Source organism: Streptomyces sp. NPDC058464 (genome assembly GCF_042721035.1).
In the GTDB taxonomy this organism is placed as follows: Bacteria; Actinomycetota; Actinomycetes; order Streptomycetales; family Streptomycetaceae; genus Streptomyces.
Window position 1 is genome coordinate 1 of sequence record NZ_JBHXMA010000090.1, and the last position, 16940, is coordinate 16940.

The following is a 16940-nucleotide window of genomic DNA, read 5'->3' on the forward strand; positions in this document are numbered from 1 at the left end:
GGTCCTCAGCCGAGTGCCTCGCGGTACTCGGCGAGCGCGGTCTCGGTCCCGGTCAGGGGGAAGCGGGCGCCGAGGTGGCCGTCCGGGCGGACGACGAAGCCGGTCGGGCCGGCGGGACGGTAGCGGCGGGCGAACTCACCCGCCGTGTCCAGGTATTCGGGGACGAGGGGCACGTGGGTGCCGTCCTCCGTGCGGATGGCCAGGACGTCCCAGCCCGGGGCGAGGACGGCTTTGATCACGTCGGTGGGGTCCGCCGCGTAGAGCAGCACGACGTGGTCCGGGCGGCCCCGCAGGATGTCGAGCAGGCGCAGCGGGTAGGCGGCCAGTGGTGTGGTCAGACCGCTGCAGTCGGGGGCGCGGTCGCCGGGTTGCGGGACGTCCGGGGGGCCGTAGGGGGCGGTGGCGAGGGGGCCGTCCCGGTAGCCGACGAGGAGCTGCGCCTCGCGGAGTATGACGGTCCGCGGGTCGTCGGGGTCGGCGCCCATGCCGTGCACGGCGTGGCGCACGGTGCGGCCGACGACCTCCTCGCCGACCGGGCGGCGCTCGGCGTCGTAGCTGGCGAGCAGGGCCGGGCCGGCCTCGCCGCGCAGGACGAGGGCGAGTTTCCAGGCGAGGTTGCAGGCGTCCTGGATGCCGGTGTTCATGCCCTGGGCGCCGGTGGGCGGATGGATGTGCGCGGCGTCGCCCGCGACGAAGACACGTCCTTCGCCGTACCGGTCGACGATGCGGTGGCTGATCCGGAAGACGGAGGACCAGCGCAGCTGGGAGAGCGTCCCGGGCCGGGGCGCGAGGCGGTCGACGACGGCCTGGAGGTCGGGCAGCTCGGGGAGCCGCCGGCCGCCCTGGAGGCCGTGGGCCGCTCCGTCGGTGCCGACGGCGTCGTCGGTGTCCTCGGCGGAGAGTTCCGGCGGGACCAGCATGGACATGCGGTAGCGGCCCGGCCCGGGCAGCGGGATGCAGACCAGCAGGTCGTCGGTGGCGCCGTCGGCCCCGCGGTGCTCGGACCTGATGCCGTACCCGGCGGGCAGGTCCCAGTCGGCCACCACGTCGCCGAGCATGTACTCCTCGGTGAAGGCCCCGCCCGCGAAGTCGAGGCCGAGGCCCTTGCGGACGGTGCTGTGCGCCCCGTCGCAGCCGACCAGGTAGCGGACGCGCAGTTCCTCCTCCGCGCCGGAGGCGGTGCGCAGCCGGACCGTGACCCCGTCCGGGTCCTGGGCGAAGGAGAGCAGTGCGGTGCCGCGCTCGACGACCGTGCCGAGCCCGTTCACGTACTCCTCGACGATCCGCTCGATCTCGTACTGCGGCAGCGCGGCGAAGCCGTACGGCACCTCGGGCGGCAGTCTCAGCTCGACCCGGCCGGCCTCCTCGCCGTTGACGTAGATCAGCTGCCCGCGTACGGGCACGGCGTGCTCGACGACAGTGCGGGCCAGGCCCATCCGGTCCCAGAGCTCGATGGTGCGCGGCTGGATGCCGACGGCCTTGGCGTACGGCAGCCGGGCCGGGAGCCGGTCGACGAGACGGCAGTCGGCACCGTGCCGGCGGAGTTCTGCGGCGGCGCTCAGCCCGACCGGGCCGGCGCCCACGATCAGGACGTCGGTTGTGTGCGTCACGGGCGTCTCCCAGCAGGTAGCCCCGGACCGGTTGCGTCCCTCCATGGTCGCCCCGCGGTGGGCGGGCGGCGAGCCGAGCCGCCGCCACGGGCACCCGGCGCGGCCGGGCGGCTACGCGTGGCTGCCGTTGGTGCGCGGCCTGCGGTAGCGCGTGGCGCGGCCGATGCCCAGGGCGGCCGCCGTCCGGGCCTTGTTCCCGCCGTGGCGGCGCAGGGTCTCCAGGTTCGCGGTGCGTTCCGCGTGCTCCATGGGGCTCAGCGGGCGTCCGGCGGGTCCCTCGCGTACGGGGTCAAGCAGTTCGGTGTGCCGGACCGGCCCCATCGCCCGGCGCTGCCGCGCCACCGGAGTGACGGCGCGGGCCACGCGCGGGCAGACGGGTGCGGCGGGCGGGTGCGGCCCGCCTCACCTGTTTGGGTGAAGACACCCGGGAGGTCGAGTCGTACGGTCTGGGTGGACCGATGACCGGCGCCGTCGGCCCTTCGAGGAAAGGTGCCCTGGAGCCTTGGCCATTGAATATGTCCTTCGCACCGCCCTTGAGCGGCACATCATCAGTACACGACGGCACTTCACGGATGTCGTCCAGGACATCCGCGCGGAGATCGACGCCCGGGCGTCGGCCGGCAGGCAGGCCGACCGGCTGGCCATGGCCCGATGCGGAGAGGCCGGTCCGGACCGGGCCGCCGCGCTCGCCCCCGGGGTGAGCCGCCTGGTCCGGCTGGTCCTCGACAGGCCTTCGACGACCGCGGAACTGGCCCGGACCCTGCCGGACGTCGGCCTGTACTGTCCCGTGTCGATCCTCGTGCAGCAGATCACCGACGGCGGAACACGGCTGAGCTACGACTCCGTCGCCGGCGCGATAGCCGTTCACCAGGACGAGGCCGCCACGGCGGTCGCCCAGAGCTTCGACGCCGAGATCCTGGCGCTGCTGCGCCGCGTCGCGGACCGGGACTGAGTCCCGGACCGGGCGGAGCAGTCGCCGCCGTCCGCTCCCGCAGGGCCCGACGATCGCTGACCTGCCCGTCCCGTCATAGCGTGGAAGGGCACCGACCGGCCGGAAAGCCCAACGGAGTGATCGCCATGAACGAGAGCCGGACCGAGCGGAACAAGGCCGTCGTCGTCGAATTCCTGACGACCGCGTTCAGCTCCAAGGACTTCGCCTCGCTGGACCGGTACGTGCACCCGGACTACATCCAGCACAACCCGTTCATCCCGCCCGCGAAGGCCGGACTGCGCGGATTCATCGCGGGACTGCCCGACGACACCCGTTACGAGCCGGGGGCGATCATCGCCGAGGGTGACCTGGTCATGGTCCACGGCCGGTACTCCGGCGGCCCCGACAAGCCCCTCCTCGGCGTCGACATCTTCCGTTTCGAGGACGGTCTGGTGGTGGAGCACTGGGACGTCCTGCAGAACGAAGTGGCCGCGCAGGACACCGTGTCGGGCCATCCCATGTTCACCAACCCGCAGACCGGCCAGGCCGACCGATCGGCCTGAAGCACAGAAACCGCTGTCTGCGCCGCCGCCTGCCATCGCGTGTGCGCCCGAGGGGGGACCGGGACCCCGTCCGTTCGCCCCACCGAACAGGCCAAGGGGGAACAGGCCACCTCCGCCGACACCCGTGCATTGACCACCGATGGTTTTGATTGAGCTTTGTACCATTTCGGAGAAACCGCTTCACTCAAACGCCGGTCGATTCCGATCGCTGGGTGTTAGAACTTGGCAACTGAACGTCGGGCTGCGCACAGCCCTGCGCACCATCCCTGTTGTGAAAAGGGACGATCTTGTCCAAGTCCAGACCTCTGACAAGCAATTGGCGCGTCGCGAGACGCCTCCAGGCCATTCTGCTCATCCCCGTGCTCGTCGCCCTCGGCCTCGGCGGCGTCCGGGTGAAGAACTCGATCGACACTCTGCAGGACGCCAACGACGCGGTGCGCGTGGCGGAGTTGGTGCAGGCGGCGAACGCCTACGCCAGTGACGCCATCAACGAGCGCGACGTGTCGGTCATCCCGCTCCTGCAGGGCAAGCGGGACGCGCCCGCCGTGGTGGCGGCCCGCAAGGTCACCGACGCCGACGCGAAGGCGTTCGACACGGCGGTGGCCCGGGCGCCGAAGACCGCGGGCCTCACCCGGCGCATCGAGCTGGTGCGGGCGGGCGAGAAGCAACTCACCGCGGTGCGGGCCAACGCGTTCACGGCCAAGGTGTCCGGGGTGCAGACGGAGGAGAGCTACCACGCCGTCCAGCACCCGCTCATGGAGATCTCGAACGAACTGGGCTTCGGCAGCAACAACCAGGCGAGCTTCGGGCGCACCCTCTATGCCATCTCGCTGACCCAGGCGGCCGAGTCCCTGGTGCGCGCCATCGGCACGCACCTGCTGGTCGAGGACCGCGACGCGCTCGCCGAGGGCGAACTGCAGACCCAGCTGGGCTCGTTCAGCTCCTACGTCTACCTGGAGCAGGTGGGCCTGCAGGAGTACGCGGGCGCCGGTACCGCCGGGGACATGACCCGGCTGCGGACGGCGCTGGCGGACGCGCAGAAGAAGGGCGCGCAGCAGACGGCCAAGGCCGCCGAGGAGGCCGAGGCGGCCGGACAGACCTTCGTGAAGCCGCCTGCGCTGACGAAGATGATCACCGAGATCGCCGCCGGGACGCCGACCGACCAGCTGGCCGCCGAGGGCATCACGCCGGAGTCGTTCTTCGCGGCGTCCGCGCTCGCCTTCGACGCCTACCGCGGTATCGAGGTCCGTCTCACCGACACGGCCCTCGCCAACGCCCGGAGCATCGCCGCCGACGCCAGGATGGCCGCGATCGTCAACGGTTCCCTGGCGCTCGGGGCCGTACTCGTGGCCGTCCTGCTCGCGGCGTGGGTGGCCCGCTCGATGAGCCGGGGCATGCGCAGGCTCAGTGCCTCGGCGATGGAGATCGCCGAGCAGCGGCTGCCCGCGGTGATCACCCAGTTGTCGCTGGCCGTGCCCGGCCAGGTCGACACCAGGGTCACGCCGATCCCGATCACCACCACCGACGAGATCGGCGAGGTCGCCCGTGCCTTCGACCACGTGCACCGGGAGGCGGTCCGGCTGGCTGCCGAACAGGCCCTGCTGCGCGGCAACATCAACACGATCTTCACCAACCTGTCCCGGCGCAACCAGTCGCTGATCGAGCGACAGCTCGCCCTGATCACCGACCTGGAGGAGCGCGAGGCCGACCCGGAGCAGCTGGCGAACCTGTTCAAGCTGGACCACCTGGCCACGCGGGTGCGCCGCAACGGCGAGAACCTGCTGGTGCTCGGCGGCGAGCGCCCCACCCAGCAGTGGGACCATCCGCTCCCGCTGGTCGATGTCATCCGGGCGGCGGCCTCCGAGGTGGAGCAGTACGAGCGGATCGAGCTGGCCGGCATCCCGGAGGCCGAGATCCACGGCCGTGCCGTCACCGACCTGGTGCATCTGCTCGCCGAGCTGCTGGAGAACGCCACCTCGTTCTCCTCGCCGCGCTCGACGGTCCGGGTCACGGCGACCCGGCTGCCGGACACCCGGATCATGGTCGAGATCCACGACAAGGGCATCGGTCTGGTGCCCGAGGACTTCGCGCTGATCAACCACAAACTGGCGAACCCGCCGACCGCCGACGCCGACGTCTACCAGTACATGGGGCTGTTCGTGGTGGGCCGGCTCGCCGACCGGCACGGTATCCGCGTCCAGCTGCGGCCGGCCGCCGGGGAGTCCGGCACGACCTCCCTGGTCATGCTCCCGGGCACCGTCACCTGGCGCAGTGACACCGAGTCCGACGACGACACGCTGGCGCTGGCGGCCTTCAAGGCGCGCGCCACGCCCGGGCTGGGCGCCCTGCTGGCGGCGGGACCCGCCGACCCGTTCGGCGCGCACGAGGCGTGGGACGACGGCAACCCGGCACCCGGCTTTGCCGCGCCGTCCGGCTTCGCCGCACCGTCCGGTGGTCCCGCCGCGGCCGGCGCTCCGGCCGCCGGTGGTCACGCCGCCTCGCGTGGTCCCGCCGCGCCGGACGTCCCGGCTCAGGCCGGCCCACCCGCGCCGTCGGCGTCGTCGGCGTCGTCGGCGTCGTCGGCGTCGTCCGGACGATCCCGTCGCGCGTCGAAGCGCGGCCGGCGCCCCGCCAAGGACGGCTGAGCCGCCGGCCCCAGCGGGTCAGGGCGGTGGCACCGGGCGCAGGGCCCGTACCACCGCCCAGATGACGGAGATGAACGGCACGGCGACGACGGCGCCGATCACCCCCGCGACGATGCTGCCGGCGATGACGGACACGGCGACGACGAGGGGGTGCAGCCGCACCGCCCAGCTCATCACCAGCGGATGCAGTACATGCCCCTCCAGCTGGCCGATGACGACGATGAGCACGAGGACGGCGGCGGCCGTGAGCGGACCGCGGCCGGCCAGCGCCACCACCGTGGCCACGCTCAGCGCGACCGGCGAGCCCACCAGCGGCACGAACGCGGCGAAGAACTCCAGCAGGGTGAGCGGCAGCGCGAGCGGCACCTGGAGCACGACCAGGGCGATGCCGACGAGGACGGCGTTGGCGGCGGCCACGATGATGATGCCGCGGGTGTATCCGGCGAACGTCCGCCAGGCCGCGTGCCCCGCCCGGTCCCAGGCGCTCCGGGCGCCGGCGGGCAGCAGTTCGCGGCTCGTCCAGGCCCACAGCCGTTCGCCGGAGTGGATGAAGAAGACCGAGGTGAAGAGTGCGAGTGCGCCCCCGGTGATCAGTTCGACGAGGGTGCCGAAGCCACTGAGCGCCCTGCTCGCCAGGTTGGAGCGGTGGGCCTGGATGTAGTCGATGATCTGCTGCTGGAGACGTGACAGGGCGCCCGGCCCGAGCCGGAAGGGCGGGCGCTGCAGCCAGACCTCGATGCGGTGGATGCCGCCGCGGAACTCGTCGGCCAGGGTCGCCGACTCCTGCGCCACCGCGTTGCCGACGAGAGCCAGCAGGCCGAAGAAGAGGCAGATGCTGCCGACCAGGCTGACCGCCACGGACAGCGGTCTGGGCAGCCACCGGGCCAGCAGGTCGGCGAGCGGGCGCAGCACCGAGGTGATGACCAGGGCCAGGAACACGGCGACGGCGATCAGCTGGAAGCGGCCGAGGATGACGAAGACGCCGTAGACGACGATGCCGACCACGACGAGCCGCCAGGCGTAGGCGGCGGCGATCCGGAGGGCGGGGACGACGACCGCGCCGGCGGTGGCGGTCGCGCGCGGGTCGCGGGGTCGCCGCGGGAACCGGATCGCGCGCCCGGTCCGGCTGTCCGGTGCCGCGCCCCGTGGACGGCGCGCGGGGCCCCGCCCGGCCGCCGGCCCGCCCGCACCCGCCACCCTGCCTCCCGTTGCCGGCCCCCGTCGCGCCTTCGTCGCCTTCCATGCACGTTAGGGGCATTTCGGGCGACGGGCGGGGTGCAGTGGGCCAAGGGGGTCAGTGGGCCAACGGGGTCAGTGGGTCGCCGTGTCGGAGACGGCGGTGCGGACGGCGCGTTCCACCAGGTTCACGCCGTCGGCCATGGACGTGTTGCCGTTGGAGAGGACCGCGACGAGGTAGTGGTGCCCGCCGGTGGTGATGCGGCCGATGCTGTTGATGTCCCACAGGCCGGTCGTGGTGCGCATGAGCCAGCCGTTCTTCAGCGCCCATCCGGAGTCGGCGGCGGCCGAGACGCCCCAGGACTGGTCGGCGGCGATCTCGGTCATCAACGTGTCGATACGGCTTCGGGACGCCGCGTCGAGAGGGGTGGGGCCGGCGCCGAAGACCGCGCGCAGCAGTCGTATCTGATCGGCCGCGGTGGTCCGGGTGAGCCCCCAGCGGCCGCCGGGGCCGCCCTGGGTCGAGGTCAGGCCGAGCCGCTTGTTCGCCGACTCCAGGCCGGGGGCCTCGCCGATGGCCCGCCACAGGGCGCTGGCCGCGGTGTTGTCGCTGTCGCGGATCATCACCTCCGCCTCGGCGCTCTCCCGTGCGGTGAGGTCGCGCCGGTGGTCGCGCGCGTGGAGAAGCATGGCGGCGAGGATGTCGACCTTGACGATGCTCGCCGTGTCGTACGGCGTGTCGTCGCCGTAGACGGCGGGTTCCCGGTCCGTGCCGTCGAGGTCGAGCACGGCTGCGGTCACCCGCGCCTCGCCCTGGGCCGCCACGGCCGTGCGGAAGTCGACGGGGCCGGAACCGGTGCCGGCGGCCATGGCCGCCGGCGCGGCTCCGAGGAGCAGGGCCACCGCCGCGGCCACGAGGGACAGGGTTCGCTTGTGCATGGCGGGAGCCTTCGCAGTTCGGATGGGAGGGACGGATGGGAGGGACACGGAACTGCGAACGTAGACAAAATGCCCGGCTCGCGACATGACCGGCGCCACGTCGGGAGCGGTTCAGGGGCATTTGTGAGCAGTCCAACAGAGCCGTCCGCCAGAACCGTCCACGAGCCGAAGCTTCCGGTGTACGGAACCCGAATTCCGCATGCCTCATCCGCGTCGGTCCGGGGGAAGAATGTGGTCAGAGTGACGGACCGGCCCCTGGGAGGTGCCATGAGCACATCGGCGGAACCGCGGGTGAGCGGTCTGGAGGTCCGGTCCATCGACTACGTGCCGCTGGACGAGCGGCACGGCAAGCTGTGGCATCTGGGTCCGCTGTGGTTCATGTCCAACGCGCAGATCGCCACCCTGGCCGTCGGGCTGATCAGCATCACGGAGGGCGGCAACCTGATCTGGTCGCTGCTGGCGATCGTCGCCGGCACCCTGATCGGCACGTTCTTCATGGCGTTCCACTCGGCGCAGGGGCCGCAGCTGGGACTGCCGCAGATGATCCAGTCCCGCCCGCAGTTCGGCTATGTCGGGGCGCTGCTGGTGTGGCTCTTCGCGTACGTGCAGTACGCGGGCTTCAACGTGTTCAACACCGTCCTGGGCGCTGAAGCCCTCGACACCACGATCCACGGCGGCGTGAAGCTCTGGGTGGTCGTGGTCACCGTGGTCGCGCTGGTCGTGGCACTGGTGGGCTACGACATCATCCACAAGGCCGAGCGGTTCCTGACCTACACGTTCCTGGTCATCTTCGGGATCTTCACCGTCGGCGTCCTGGTCACCCTGCACTATCCGGCGGGCTCCTTCGACCTCGGCGCCTTCAAGGTGACCCCGTTCCTGGCGCAGTTCGGCGTGGTCGCCGGTTACCAGATCAGCTGGGCCATCTACGTCTCGGACTACTCGCGGTACCTGCCGCCGGACGTCACCGTCCGCAAGACGTTCTACTGGACCTACTTCGGTTCGGCGCTCGGCGGCATCTGGCTGATGGTGCTCGGAACGCTGCTGGCCGCCTGGGCGGGCGACAGCTTCGACACGATCCCGTCGATCAACGCCGCCGGCGACAAGGTCTTCGACGGCTTCGGCGCGATCGTCCTGCTGTTCTCCGCACTGGGCCTGATCTCCGTGACCGCGCTGAACATGTACGGCGGCTCACTGACCCTGATCAGCGCCATCGACTCGTTCAAGCGGGTGCGGCCGACCCTGGCCGTGCGCCTGGTCACCCTTCTGGTGACCGCGGCGCTCTCGCTGATCGGCGCACTGGCGGCGACCACGAACTTCCTGACGAACTTCAACAACTTCCTGCTGCTGGTGCTGTATCTGTTCATCCCGTGGACGTCCGTGAACCTGATGGACTACTACGTGGTGCGCCGGGGTCACTACGCGATCGCCGAGATCTTCAAGCCGAACGGCATCTACGGCCGCTGGGGCTGGCAGGGGATCGTCTCGTACCTGGTCGGGTTCGCGGTCATGATCCCGTTCTTCTCGGTCGGCACGCTCTTCGTCGGCCCCGCCGCCAAGGCGCTGGACGGGGCGGACATCTCGCTGTTCATCGGCCTGCCGGTGTCGGCGCTGCTGTACTGGCTGCTGACCCGCTCGATCGACGTCGAGGCGGAGACCCGCGTCGCCGAGGCGGAGGCCGCGGCCCTGGAGCAGGCCGCGCACGAACACCGCGAGCCGTAGGACCCGGCTCCGGTCCGACGAGGTGCCGTCGACGTCAGTACGCGGAGTTGACGTTGTCGATGGAGCCGTACCGGTGGGCGGCGTAGTTGGCGGCCGCGGTGATGTTGGCGACCGGGTCGGTGACGCTGTGGGCGGTGCCGGCCACGTGGTACGCGTTGAAGGTGGGGTCGATGACCTGGAGCAGGCCCTTGGAGGGGGTGCCCTTCTGCGCGTTGACGTCCCAGTTGTTCTGGGCACTCGGGTTACCGCCGGACTCGCGCATGATGTTGCGCTTGAGGCCCTCGTAGCTGCCGGGGATGCCCTTGGACTTCATGATCTGCAGCGACTGCTTGATCCAGCCGTCGAGGTTGTTGCCGGAGCCGGTACGGCTGCTGTCACCGGAGGAGGCCGTGACCGCGGTGGAGGTGTGCACCTGCGTCAGTTCGGCGGCCTGTGCGTTCGCCGGCATCAGGGTGAGGGCGGCGGCCGCGGCACCGGTGGTGGCGAGGCCGGTGAGGCCGAGGGTGCGCAGGCGGGCAATGCGGGTGCGAGTGGTCATGGTCATGCGAATGCAACTCTCCGGTCTGGGACGGCGTCGGCGCCGGCCGCGGGGTGCGGCGGCGGTGGGCGGAGCCCGTACTACCGGCGGGAGTGGGCGGGTCCGGCGGGTTTCCGCTCGGCCCGTCGCCCGTCTCCCGGCGACGACAGCAATGGTTAGCGGCAGCCGGAGCGGGTGGCAATCATGTGACGTACTACCCGACTTCGGATTGAATGCCCGAAATGCCCATTAATAGGCGCCTTGCGTCCAGTTCAAGGCGTTCCGTGCCTACGATCCCGGATAGGATGTGATGTGGCTCCTATGGGGGGCGTCACGCGTTCAGGCCCTTTTCCGGGGTCCGCGGGAGGGTCCGGACTCGCTCCACAGCTCTCGTACAGGCCCCCGCGAGAGCATCCGCCCATGCCTGACACCTCCACACCGGCGCCGGGGGCGATCCGGGTGCTGATCGTCGACGACGAGCCCGAGCTGACCGAACTGCTCTCGGTCGCCGTCGGCGCGGCGGGCTGGCAGCCGTTCGTGGCGCGGAACGGGTACGACGCGCTGCGCGCCGCCCGCGCCTGCGAACCGCACGCCGTCGTGCTGGACGGCATGCTGCCCGACCTGGACGGAATCCAGGTGCTGCGCCGGCTGCGGTACGAGAACGCCAGGGTGCCCGTGCTGATGCTGACCGCCCGGGACGCGGTGGAGCACCGGCTCGACGGGCTCGCCACCGGCGCCGACGACTATGTGACCAAGCCCTTCTCCCTGGAGGAGGTGATGCTCCGGCTGCGCGGGCTGCTGCGCCGCTCCGGGGCCGGCGGGGACACCGCGGAGGACGGGGTGCGGATGCTCGGCGACCTGGTGCTGGGCGAGCGGACCCGCGAGGTGCGCCGGGGCGGCGTGCCGATCTCGCTCACCGCGAAGGAGTTCGACCTGCTGCGGTTCCTGATGGACCACCCCCGCCAGGTGCTCAGCAAGACGGAGATCCTCGACCACGTGTGGAACAGCTCGTTCGACGGCGGAAACCTGGTGGAGGTGTACGTCTACGGCCTGCGCGCGAAGATCGACAAGGAGCGCCGGCCGATGATCCACACCGTGCGCGGCGCCGGGTACGTCATCAGACCGGCGGACGACGAGGCATGACGGTCGCCGGGCGGGTCCTGAGCCGGCTCCGCGGGCGTTCGCTGCGGGTCCGGATGGTCCTCGTCCACTCCTTCACCCTGGCCGCCGTCTGCACGGCGATGGCCCTGGCGACCGTGCTGGTCCAGCGCTACTACCTGATCAGGGACCTGGACCAGCGGGTCACCGACGCCGCCCAGCACAGCCAGGGCGGCCGGGAACACGCACCGCCCGGGGCGAGCCTCGGCTTCCTCAACGAACGCGGCCAGCACACCGGCACCCTCGCCGCCCTCATGGGCGACGACGGGATCACCACGGCCGAGGTGGTGACCGACGACGGCCCGCGCTCCCTGACCGAGGCCCAGTGCGCCGCCCTCGACGGCATCCCGGCCGACGGGACCCTGCACACCCGGACGATTCCCGGGCTGGGCGCCTACCGGCTGACGGCCGTCAGCGAGGGCGGCACCGCGATGCTGGCCGGGCTGCCGGTGAGCGGCGTCCAGCACATGATCGACTCCCTGGTCGTGATCGAGGCCTGCATCGCCGGGGTCGGGCTGGTGCTGGCGGGTTCGGTGTCGGCCGTGGCGATCCGGCGTCAGCTGCGGCCGCTGCGGCGGGTCGCCGCCACCGCCGTCGAGGTCTCGCACGCGCCGCTCGACCGGGGCGAGGTCAGCGGGCTCACCCGGGTACCGGCACCGGACACCGATCCGGGCACCGAGGCCGGCCAGGTCGGCGTGGCCCTGAACCGGCTGATCGACCACGTCGAGTGGTCCCTGTCCGAACGCCAGCGTGCCGAGGAACACATGCGGCGCTTCCTCGCCGACGCGAGCCACGAGCTGCGCACCCCGCTCGCCTCGATCGCCGGGTACGCCGAGCTGATGCTGATGGACGGGGACACCCTGAAGATCGAGCCGGCGCTGGCCTGGCGCCGGGTCTCCGACCAGTCGGCGCGGATGACGGGACTGGTGGAGGACCTCCTGCTGCTCGCCCGACTGGAGGAGGGCAGACCGCTGGAGGCCGTCGAGGTGAACCTCGCGACCCTGGTGGGGGACGCGGTGTGGGACGCCCGGGCGGCGGGGCCCGGCCACCACTGGCAGCTGGTGCTGTGCCTGGACGCGCCCGCCACGGTGCTCGGCGACCCCTCCCGGCTGCACCAGGTGGCGGCCAACCTGCTGACCAACGCCCGGGTGCACACCCCCGCCGGGACGCGGATCACCGTCGCGGTGGAAGCGGCGGACGGGCACTGCGCGATCCGTGTGCACGACGACGGCCCGGGCATCCCGGCCGGCCTCCTGCCGACGGTCTTCGACCGCTTCACCCGGGGTGACGCCTCCCGCTCCCGCACCCCCGGCACCGCGGGCGGGGCGGGACTCGGGCTGGCCATCGCGGCGGCGATCACCCAGGCCCACGGCGGCCGGGTCGAGGTGGACAGCGCGCCCGGCGACACCCGGTTCACCGTCACGCTGCCGCTCGCCGAGATGCCGGCGACCACCAGGACAAGGAACTGATCCGCCGGCGCCGCCCGACGTACCGCAGCACCGGCGGCCCCTCCCCCGCGGGCTTCCCCACCGCAGATGAACCGAGCACGATATCTCGTATTTTTCACGGTCGTCATTTATTGTCTATACACCCGGCCGTGCGGCCAGAGCCGGACACCACCGAACCGGAGGCCCGATGACTCCCGTCGCCGTGAACCCGCCCGCCCTGCCCGCCCCGAGCGGCTACTCGCACGGAACCCTTGCCGGGAACACGCTCCACCTGGGCGGCCAGACCGCACTCGACGCCGACATGAAGATCGTTCCAGGGGGCATCGTCGAACAGTTCCGCCAGGCGTTCGGCAACGTGCTGACCACCCTGCGGGCGGCCGGAGGCGAGCCGGCGGACCTGGTGAGCGTGACGCTCTACCTCACCGACATCCCCGACTACCAGGCCCACGGCAAGGAGATCGGCAGCGTGTGGCGGGAGCTGGCCGGGCCGGTCTACCCCGCGATGGCGGGCATCGGCTGCACCGCGCTCTGGCAGCCGGAGGCGCTGATCGAGATCCTCGGCGTGGCCGTGATCCCGGAGGAGCGGCTGATCAGGCCGTAGGCCCTGGGCAGAGTGCCGGGCGCCCTAACGGGTGTGTATGACCGCCAGGGCGTGTGCGCGGGCGGGTTCCCGGAGGGTCCTGTCGAGTTCCTCGAAGAGCAGGCCGGCGGTCTCCCCCATCCAGCCCGGCGGCAGCAGGGACAGCGGCAGCCCGGGGTCGCGGTACGGGAGCCGGCGCCACTCGGTGAGCATCGGCAGATAGATCCCGAACGCCTCCCGGGCCGGGATCGCGCCCGCCGCCGCGCGCTCGCTCACCGGCCGGTACCGTTCCAGGAAGTCCCCGTAGAGCGTGGTCAGCTCGTCGAGGTCCCACCATTCGCGGACCTTCGCCGACAGGTCGCCGAAGGCGAAGTGGTCGCCGGTGAAGATGTCCACGTACGGCGTCAGCCCGAGGCGTTGCAGGGTGCGGCGGGTCTCGTCGGCCAGGATGCCGGGCGCCACCCACACGCCGGGGGCCGCGGTGCCGAAGCCCAGGCGGGTCAGGGCGGTGCGCAACGCGTGGCGCTTGTCGCGTTCGGACTCGGGCACGGAGAACACGACGACGAGCCAGCCGTCACCGGCCTCGGCCCGGTGCCGTTCGAAGATGCGCACGTCGCCGTCCTCCAGCACCTCCAGGGTGCCCTCGGAGACGGCGTACCCGGCGGCACCCTCATGGCGCTCACCGCGCAGCACCCCGCGCCGCTTCAGCCGGGAGACCGCCGACCGCACGGCCTGCCCCTCCACACCGAGGTCGGCCATGAGGCGTATCACCGAGGCGACGGAGAGCCAGTTGTGCTCGCGGCGCGCGTACAGCGCGAACAGGGTGATGATCAGCGGGCCCAGCCGGCTGTCCCGGCCGCCCGCGGCGACGGCGGTCGACGGCTCGACGTGCGCTGTCATGGTCCACCCACCTCCGGCCGATGTCATCCTGCTGATCGCGCAGCAGCCTATCGCGCGTGCGGGGGCCGCATCGGCGGTGCGGACCGGTGCTCCGGGCCCGGCGCGCTCATGTCGTACCGCGGGTCGCCCGCCGACGGCACATGGTGGCGGTACGGCACGGGCGGCGGCGTCCGACCGGGCATCGAACGCGTCGGCGCCGTCGTTGTCCCTGACACCTCTCGATACCTCTGATACCTCTAGTTCTTCAGATACCTCTGGTGCCTTCGCCGTCTCTGTTGGGGAGTCCGTCATGACCACACCCCGGGACCTGTTCCTCGTCACCGTGTACGACGCCGCCGCGCGGCCCGTCGAGCAGGGTGACCTCTCGCTGGCGCTCGCGGGAGCCGAACTGGTCGATCTCATCGACGCCGGGGCGGTCACGCTCGACGGCGAGCTCATCGTGCCCGCACCGGCGGGCGCGGCGGGTGACCGGCTCCTCGACGAGGCGGTGGCGGCGCTGCGGCGGGAGACGCCGTACGAGTCGGTGGAGGACTGGCTGTGGCGGCGGGGGCGCGGCCTGGGCGTCGCCTATCTGGAGGCCCTGGAGGCGGACGGGATCGTCGCCCAGCAGCGGCGGCGCTGGCTGTCACTGCCGACCGGGCGGACGGAGGCCGCCGACTCGCCCGAGCGCGCGCGGGCGCACGAGCGCTGGACGTCGGGCGAACCGGTGCTCGCCGCCCTCTCGGCCGCGGTGGGGATCCGGGACGAGGCGGCCAAGGACCTCGCGAGTGCGGTCTCCGACGCGATCGTGACGGTGGTGGCCGCCGTGGACGACGCAGTGACGGAACTGGCCGCCGTACGCCAGCGGAGGGAGATCGAGGACGCGGCGTTCGACAACGTCTGGCGCGGCCTGTGACGGCCGCCGCTGCCGTGCGGCGCCACCTCGATCGCTCGTGATCGCTGTCGGGCTGCCGTCCCGCCCCCGCGGCAGCACCGTTCCGCCCGTTACTGTGTCGCCTTCTCCCCGGTCGGCCCGACCGCGAACCACTTGCCGTCGAGCCCCTGGCCGTTCAGCTCGCCCGGCTTGCTGTCGCCCGAGAAACGGTAGACGGGCCAGCCGCCGACGGTGATCTGGACCTGGCCGTCCGGGCGGCGGATGGCCCCGACCTCCTTCGGGTTCACGCCCGCCAGATAGACGTTGCCGCCCTCCTGGATGGTCACGGGCGGCCACTTCACCGCGCAGGCACCGGTGCAGGACGACTTCGACGGGTCGGCGGTGTCGTCGTCGAAGCGGTACAGCGCCGCCTGGTTGATGTTGATCAGGTGCGCGGCGGACAGCGGCGCCGAGGTCACCGCGGACAGTTGCACCCACTTGGGCGGCGCTTCCTGCACGACCGCTCCGACCACGGTCCCGCCGGTGCCGCTGAGGCCGGCGTCCTGCGCGGTGGAGTCGACGACCTGGAGCGCCGAGTTGCCCGAGCCCTGGGCCGGAGCCGTGGTGGTGGAGGCGGCGGAGGGGGACGGCGACGGGGTGGACGAGGTGGCCGGGGACGAGCTGTCGCCGATGGTGATCGTCTTGCCGCAGGCCGTGAGGCCCGCCGCCGCGCAGAGGGCGAGAGCGGAGGCGACGACGGCACGGCGTGCCGAACCGCCGTGGGACAGCGGCCGGGTGAGGAGCGAGGTCATGCCTGCTACACGAGACAGGCACCGGCGAGGGTTCAATGCCCCCCGCGCCACGCGGGACCGCTCGGGCGGGCGGCACGGACCGTCCGCGACCGGTGAACGTTTCGCGCCGCCGGCCTCGTGTTCCCCGCAGAGACGAATCCTCACCGCACAGGAACGGGGGCCCGCAGTGGCGTCGGACGTCAACATCCCCGGGAGTGAACTCAAGGAGGCCCAGGACATGCTGGGCTTCGTGCACGACTTCATCGACATCGGACACCACACGTTCGACTTCGATGCCGCGTTCGGGCCCGAGCTCTCCCACGGCTCCGCACAGAACTTCGAGGACAGGTGGGAGGACGGCAAGCACCAGCTCCAGAAGCAGGTGCAGGGCATCCGGGACGCCATCGGCAACATCCTGGACTCCTTCGAGAAGACCGACCAGGACGCGGTCTCGAACCTCGACGACGGCAAAGGCCGGTGAACCCGCCCGGCGCATCCCCCGACCTGTCCGACACTCCCCCCGAAGGCGACGGCCGACCGATGAGCACCGCACAGCGTTTTCTGCTGGACATACCGGACCAGTGGCAGCAGGTGGACCTGAGCGGCGAGGAGCTGGCCAGGACCCGCGCCCAGGCCCTCGCCGCGACCGACGACCCGCGCGAGAAGGCACGGATCAACGACATGTTCCGGCAGGGCCGGGAGGTGACCCGGGCGGCCCGCCGCCACGGGGCGCTGCTGGCAGCCGGCACGGCGACGATGTACACCGAGGGCCTCTTCATGGCGTACGGCATGGTCTTCGCCGTCAGCACGCCCGAGGGCGAGGAGCTCACGCTGCCCGTGCTGTCCGCGCGGCTCGGGGTCTCCTCGGCGACCGGCGTGGCGCCGAAGGACAGGGTCATCGCCTCGGCGAAGGTGCCCCACGTGGGCACGGTGGCCCGGGTCACCGGCACCGAGGTGACCCGGCTGACCGGGGACATCGACGTCAAGCTGCTGACGATGCACACGATGATGCCGGTGCCCGGCAGCACCGAGGACTTCCTCGTGGTGACCCTCGCCAGCCCCAACCTGCCGTTGAAGAACGAGGTGTACGACCTCTTCGACGCCATCACC

Annotated in this window: 16 protein-coding genes and 1 pseudogene; 10 read left to right on the forward strand and 7 right to left on the reverse strand. The window is 71.8% G+C overall.

What is annotated here, in order from left to right; all coding sequences use genetic code 11:
- Nucleotides 1-5 precede the first annotated feature (5 nt).
- On the reverse strand, nucleotides 6-1655 hold the full coding sequence (locus ACFWPQ_RS50750) for an FAD-dependent monooxygenase (RefSeq protein ID WP_384051807.1): 1650 nt from the start codon (nucleotides 1653-1655) through the stop codon (nucleotides 6-8).
- A 66-nt stretch (nucleotides 1656-1721) separates the two neighbouring features.
- Nucleotides 1722-1949: pseudogene (locus ACFWPQ_RS50755) on the reverse strand (helix-turn-helix domain-containing protein); the annotation flags it as partial.
- Between the two features lie 163 nt (nucleotides 1950-2112).
- Here ACFWPQ_RS50755 and ACFWPQ_RS50760 point away from each other — a divergent pair.
- The 3 genes from ACFWPQ_RS50760 to ACFWPQ_RS50770 all read left to right on the forward strand — a co-directional run bounded on the left by ACFWPQ_RS50760 (nucleotide 2113) and on the right by ACFWPQ_RS50770 (nucleotide 5749).
- A complete protein-coding gene (locus ACFWPQ_RS50760) occupies nucleotides 2113-2562 on the forward strand; it encodes a hypothetical protein (protein WP_384051809.1) in 450 nt (149 codons plus the stop codon).
- Between the two features lie 125 nt (nucleotides 2563-2687).
- A complete protein-coding gene (locus ACFWPQ_RS50765) occupies nucleotides 2688-3104 on the forward strand; it encodes a nuclear transport factor 2 family protein (protein WP_384051811.1) in 417 nt (138 codons plus the stop codon).
- A 359-nt stretch (nucleotides 3105-3463) separates the two neighbouring features.
- Nucleotides 3464-5749: a nitrate- and nitrite sensing domain-containing protein gene (locus ACFWPQ_RS50770; RefSeq protein WP_384051813.1), complete on the forward strand. Its 2286-nt coding sequence runs from the start codon at nucleotides 3464-3466 to the stop codon at nucleotides 5747-5749.
- An 18-nt stretch (nucleotides 5750-5767) separates the two neighbouring features.
- On the opposite strand, the gene ACFWPQ_RS50775 is transcribed toward ACFWPQ_RS50770, so the two are convergent.
- Both ACFWPQ_RS50775 and ACFWPQ_RS50780 read right to left on the reverse strand, forming a co-directional pair.
- The gene (locus tag ACFWPQ_RS50775) at nucleotides 5768-6946 is read right to left on the reverse strand and encodes an AI-2E family transporter (protein ID WP_384051815.1); all 1179 of its coding nucleotides are present in this window, start codon (nucleotides 6944-6946) and stop codon (nucleotides 5768-5770) included.
- A gap of 114 nt (nucleotides 6947-7060) precedes the next feature.
- Nucleotides 7061-7864 carry a serine hydrolase gene (locus ACFWPQ_RS50780; RefSeq protein ID WP_384051817.1) on the reverse strand — a complete coding sequence of 268 codons (804 nt, stop codon included), beginning with the start codon at nucleotides 7862-7864 and terminating at the stop codon, nucleotides 7061-7063.
- A gap of 267 nt (nucleotides 7865-8131) precedes the next feature.
- Between ACFWPQ_RS50780 and ACFWPQ_RS50785 the strand changes: the two genes are divergently transcribed.
- Nucleotides 8132-9583: a purine-cytosine permease family protein gene (locus ACFWPQ_RS50785; protein ID WP_384051819.1), complete on the forward strand. Its 1452-nt coding sequence runs from the start codon at nucleotides 8132-8134 to the stop codon at nucleotides 9581-9583.
- A 34-nt stretch (nucleotides 9584-9617) separates the two neighbouring features.
- Here the strand turns inward: ACFWPQ_RS50785 and ACFWPQ_RS50790 are convergent, their stop codons facing one another.
- Entirely contained in the window at nucleotides 9618-10127 is a 510-nt protein-coding gene (locus ACFWPQ_RS50790; RefSeq protein ID WP_384051821.1) for a transglycosylase SLT domain-containing protein, read from the reverse strand.
- Nucleotides 10128-10520: 393 nt separating this feature from the next.
- Here ACFWPQ_RS50790 and ACFWPQ_RS50795 point away from each other — a divergent pair, with 393 nt between their 5' ends.
- From ACFWPQ_RS50795 to ACFWPQ_RS50805, 3 genes are all read left to right on the forward strand, one after another.
- Entirely contained in the window at nucleotides 10521-11243 is a 723-nt protein-coding gene (locus ACFWPQ_RS50795) for a response regulator transcription factor (RefSeq protein WP_384051823.1), read from the forward strand.
- Nucleotides 11240-12727, forward strand: a complete 1488-nt coding sequence (locus tag ACFWPQ_RS50800) for an ATP-binding protein (protein ID WP_384051825.1) — start codon at nucleotides 11240-11242, stop codon at nucleotides 12725-12727. Before ACFWPQ_RS50795 ends, ACFWPQ_RS50800 begins: the two co-directional genes overlap by 4 nt.
- Before the next feature lie 166 nt (nucleotides 12728-12893).
- Nucleotides 12894-13307 carry a RidA family protein gene (locus tag ACFWPQ_RS50805; RefSeq protein ID WP_361300906.1) on the forward strand — a complete coding sequence of 138 codons (414 nt, stop codon included), beginning with the start codon at nucleotides 12894-12896 and terminating at the stop codon, nucleotides 13305-13307.
- A gap of 24 nt (nucleotides 13308-13331) precedes the next feature.
- Here ACFWPQ_RS50805 and ACFWPQ_RS50810 read toward each other — a convergent pair whose 3' ends face one another.
- A complete protein-coding gene (locus ACFWPQ_RS50810; protein WP_384051827.1) occupies nucleotides 13332-14186 on the reverse strand; it encodes a PaaX family transcriptional regulator C-terminal domain-containing protein in 855 nt (284 codons plus the stop codon).
- Between the two features lie 289 nt (nucleotides 14187-14475).
- On the opposite strand from ACFWPQ_RS50810, the gene ACFWPQ_RS50815 reads away from it, so the two are divergent.
- The gene (locus tag ACFWPQ_RS50815; protein WP_384051829.1) at nucleotides 14476-15081 is read left to right on the forward strand and encodes a GPP34 family phosphoprotein; all 606 of its coding nucleotides are present in this window, start codon (nucleotides 14476-14478) and stop codon (nucleotides 15079-15081) included.
- Nucleotides 15082-15170: 89 nt separating this feature from the next.
- Here ACFWPQ_RS50815 and ACFWPQ_RS50820 read toward each other — a convergent pair whose 3' ends face one another.
- Nucleotides 15171-15851: a hypothetical protein gene (locus ACFWPQ_RS50820; protein WP_384051831.1), complete on the reverse strand. Its 681-nt coding sequence runs from the start codon at nucleotides 15849-15851 to the stop codon at nucleotides 15171-15173.
- Nucleotides 15852-16017: 166 nt separating this feature from the next.
- Between ACFWPQ_RS50820 and ACFWPQ_RS50825 the strand changes: the two genes are divergently transcribed.
- Nucleotides 16018-16311, forward strand: coding sequence for a hypothetical protein (locus ACFWPQ_RS50825; RefSeq protein ID WP_384051832.1), 294 nt, complete (start codon nucleotides 16018-16020; stop codon nucleotides 16309-16311).
- A gap of 59 nt (nucleotides 16312-16370) precedes the next feature.
- On the forward strand, nucleotides 16371-16940 hold a 570-nt coding region (locus tag ACFWPQ_RS50830; protein ID WP_384051834.1), incomplete at its 3' end, for a hypothetical protein.

Coding starts and splice junctions, on each gene's coding strand:
- ACFWPQ_RS50750 (WP_384051807.1), bottom strand. CDS start 1,655: ATGGAGGGACGCAACCGGTCCGGGGCTACCTGCTGGGAGACGCCCGTG.
- ACFWPQ_RS50765 (WP_384051811.1), top strand. CDS start 2,688: ATGAACGAGAGCCGGACCGAGCGGAACAAGGCCGTCGTCGTCGAATTC.
- ACFWPQ_RS50780 (WP_384051817.1), bottom strand. CDS start 7,864: ATGCACAAGCGAACCCTGTCCCTCGTGGCCGCGGCGGTGGCCCTGCTC.
- ACFWPQ_RS50785 (WP_384051819.1), top strand. CDS start 8,132: ATGAGCACATCGGCGGAACCGCGGGTGAGCGGTCTGGAGGTCCGGTCC.
- ACFWPQ_RS50790 (WP_384051821.1), bottom strand. CDS start 10,127: ATGACCATGACCACTCGCACCCGCATTGCCCGCCTGCGCACCCTCGGC.
- ACFWPQ_RS50795 (WP_384051823.1), top strand. CDS start 10,521: ATGCCTGACACCTCCACACCGGCGCCGGGGGCGATCCGGGTGCTGATC.
- ACFWPQ_RS50800 (WP_384051825.1), top strand. CDS start 11,240: ATGACGGTCGCCGGGCGGGTCCTGAGCCGGCTCCGCGGGCGTTCGCTG.
- ACFWPQ_RS50805 (WP_361300906.1), top strand. CDS start 12,894: ATGACTCCCGTCGCCGTGAACCCGCCCGCCCTGCCCGCCCCGAGCGGC.
- ACFWPQ_RS50810 (WP_384051827.1), bottom strand. CDS start 14,186: ATGACAGCGCACGTCGAGCCGTCGACCGCCGTCGCCGCGGGCGGCCGG.
- ACFWPQ_RS50815 (WP_384051829.1), top strand. CDS start 14,476: ATGACCACACCCCGGGACCTGTTCCTCGTCACCGTGTACGACGCCGCC.
- ACFWPQ_RS50820 (WP_384051831.1), bottom strand. CDS start 15,851: ATGACCTCGCTCCTCACCCGGCCGCTGTCCCACGGCGGTTCGGCACGC.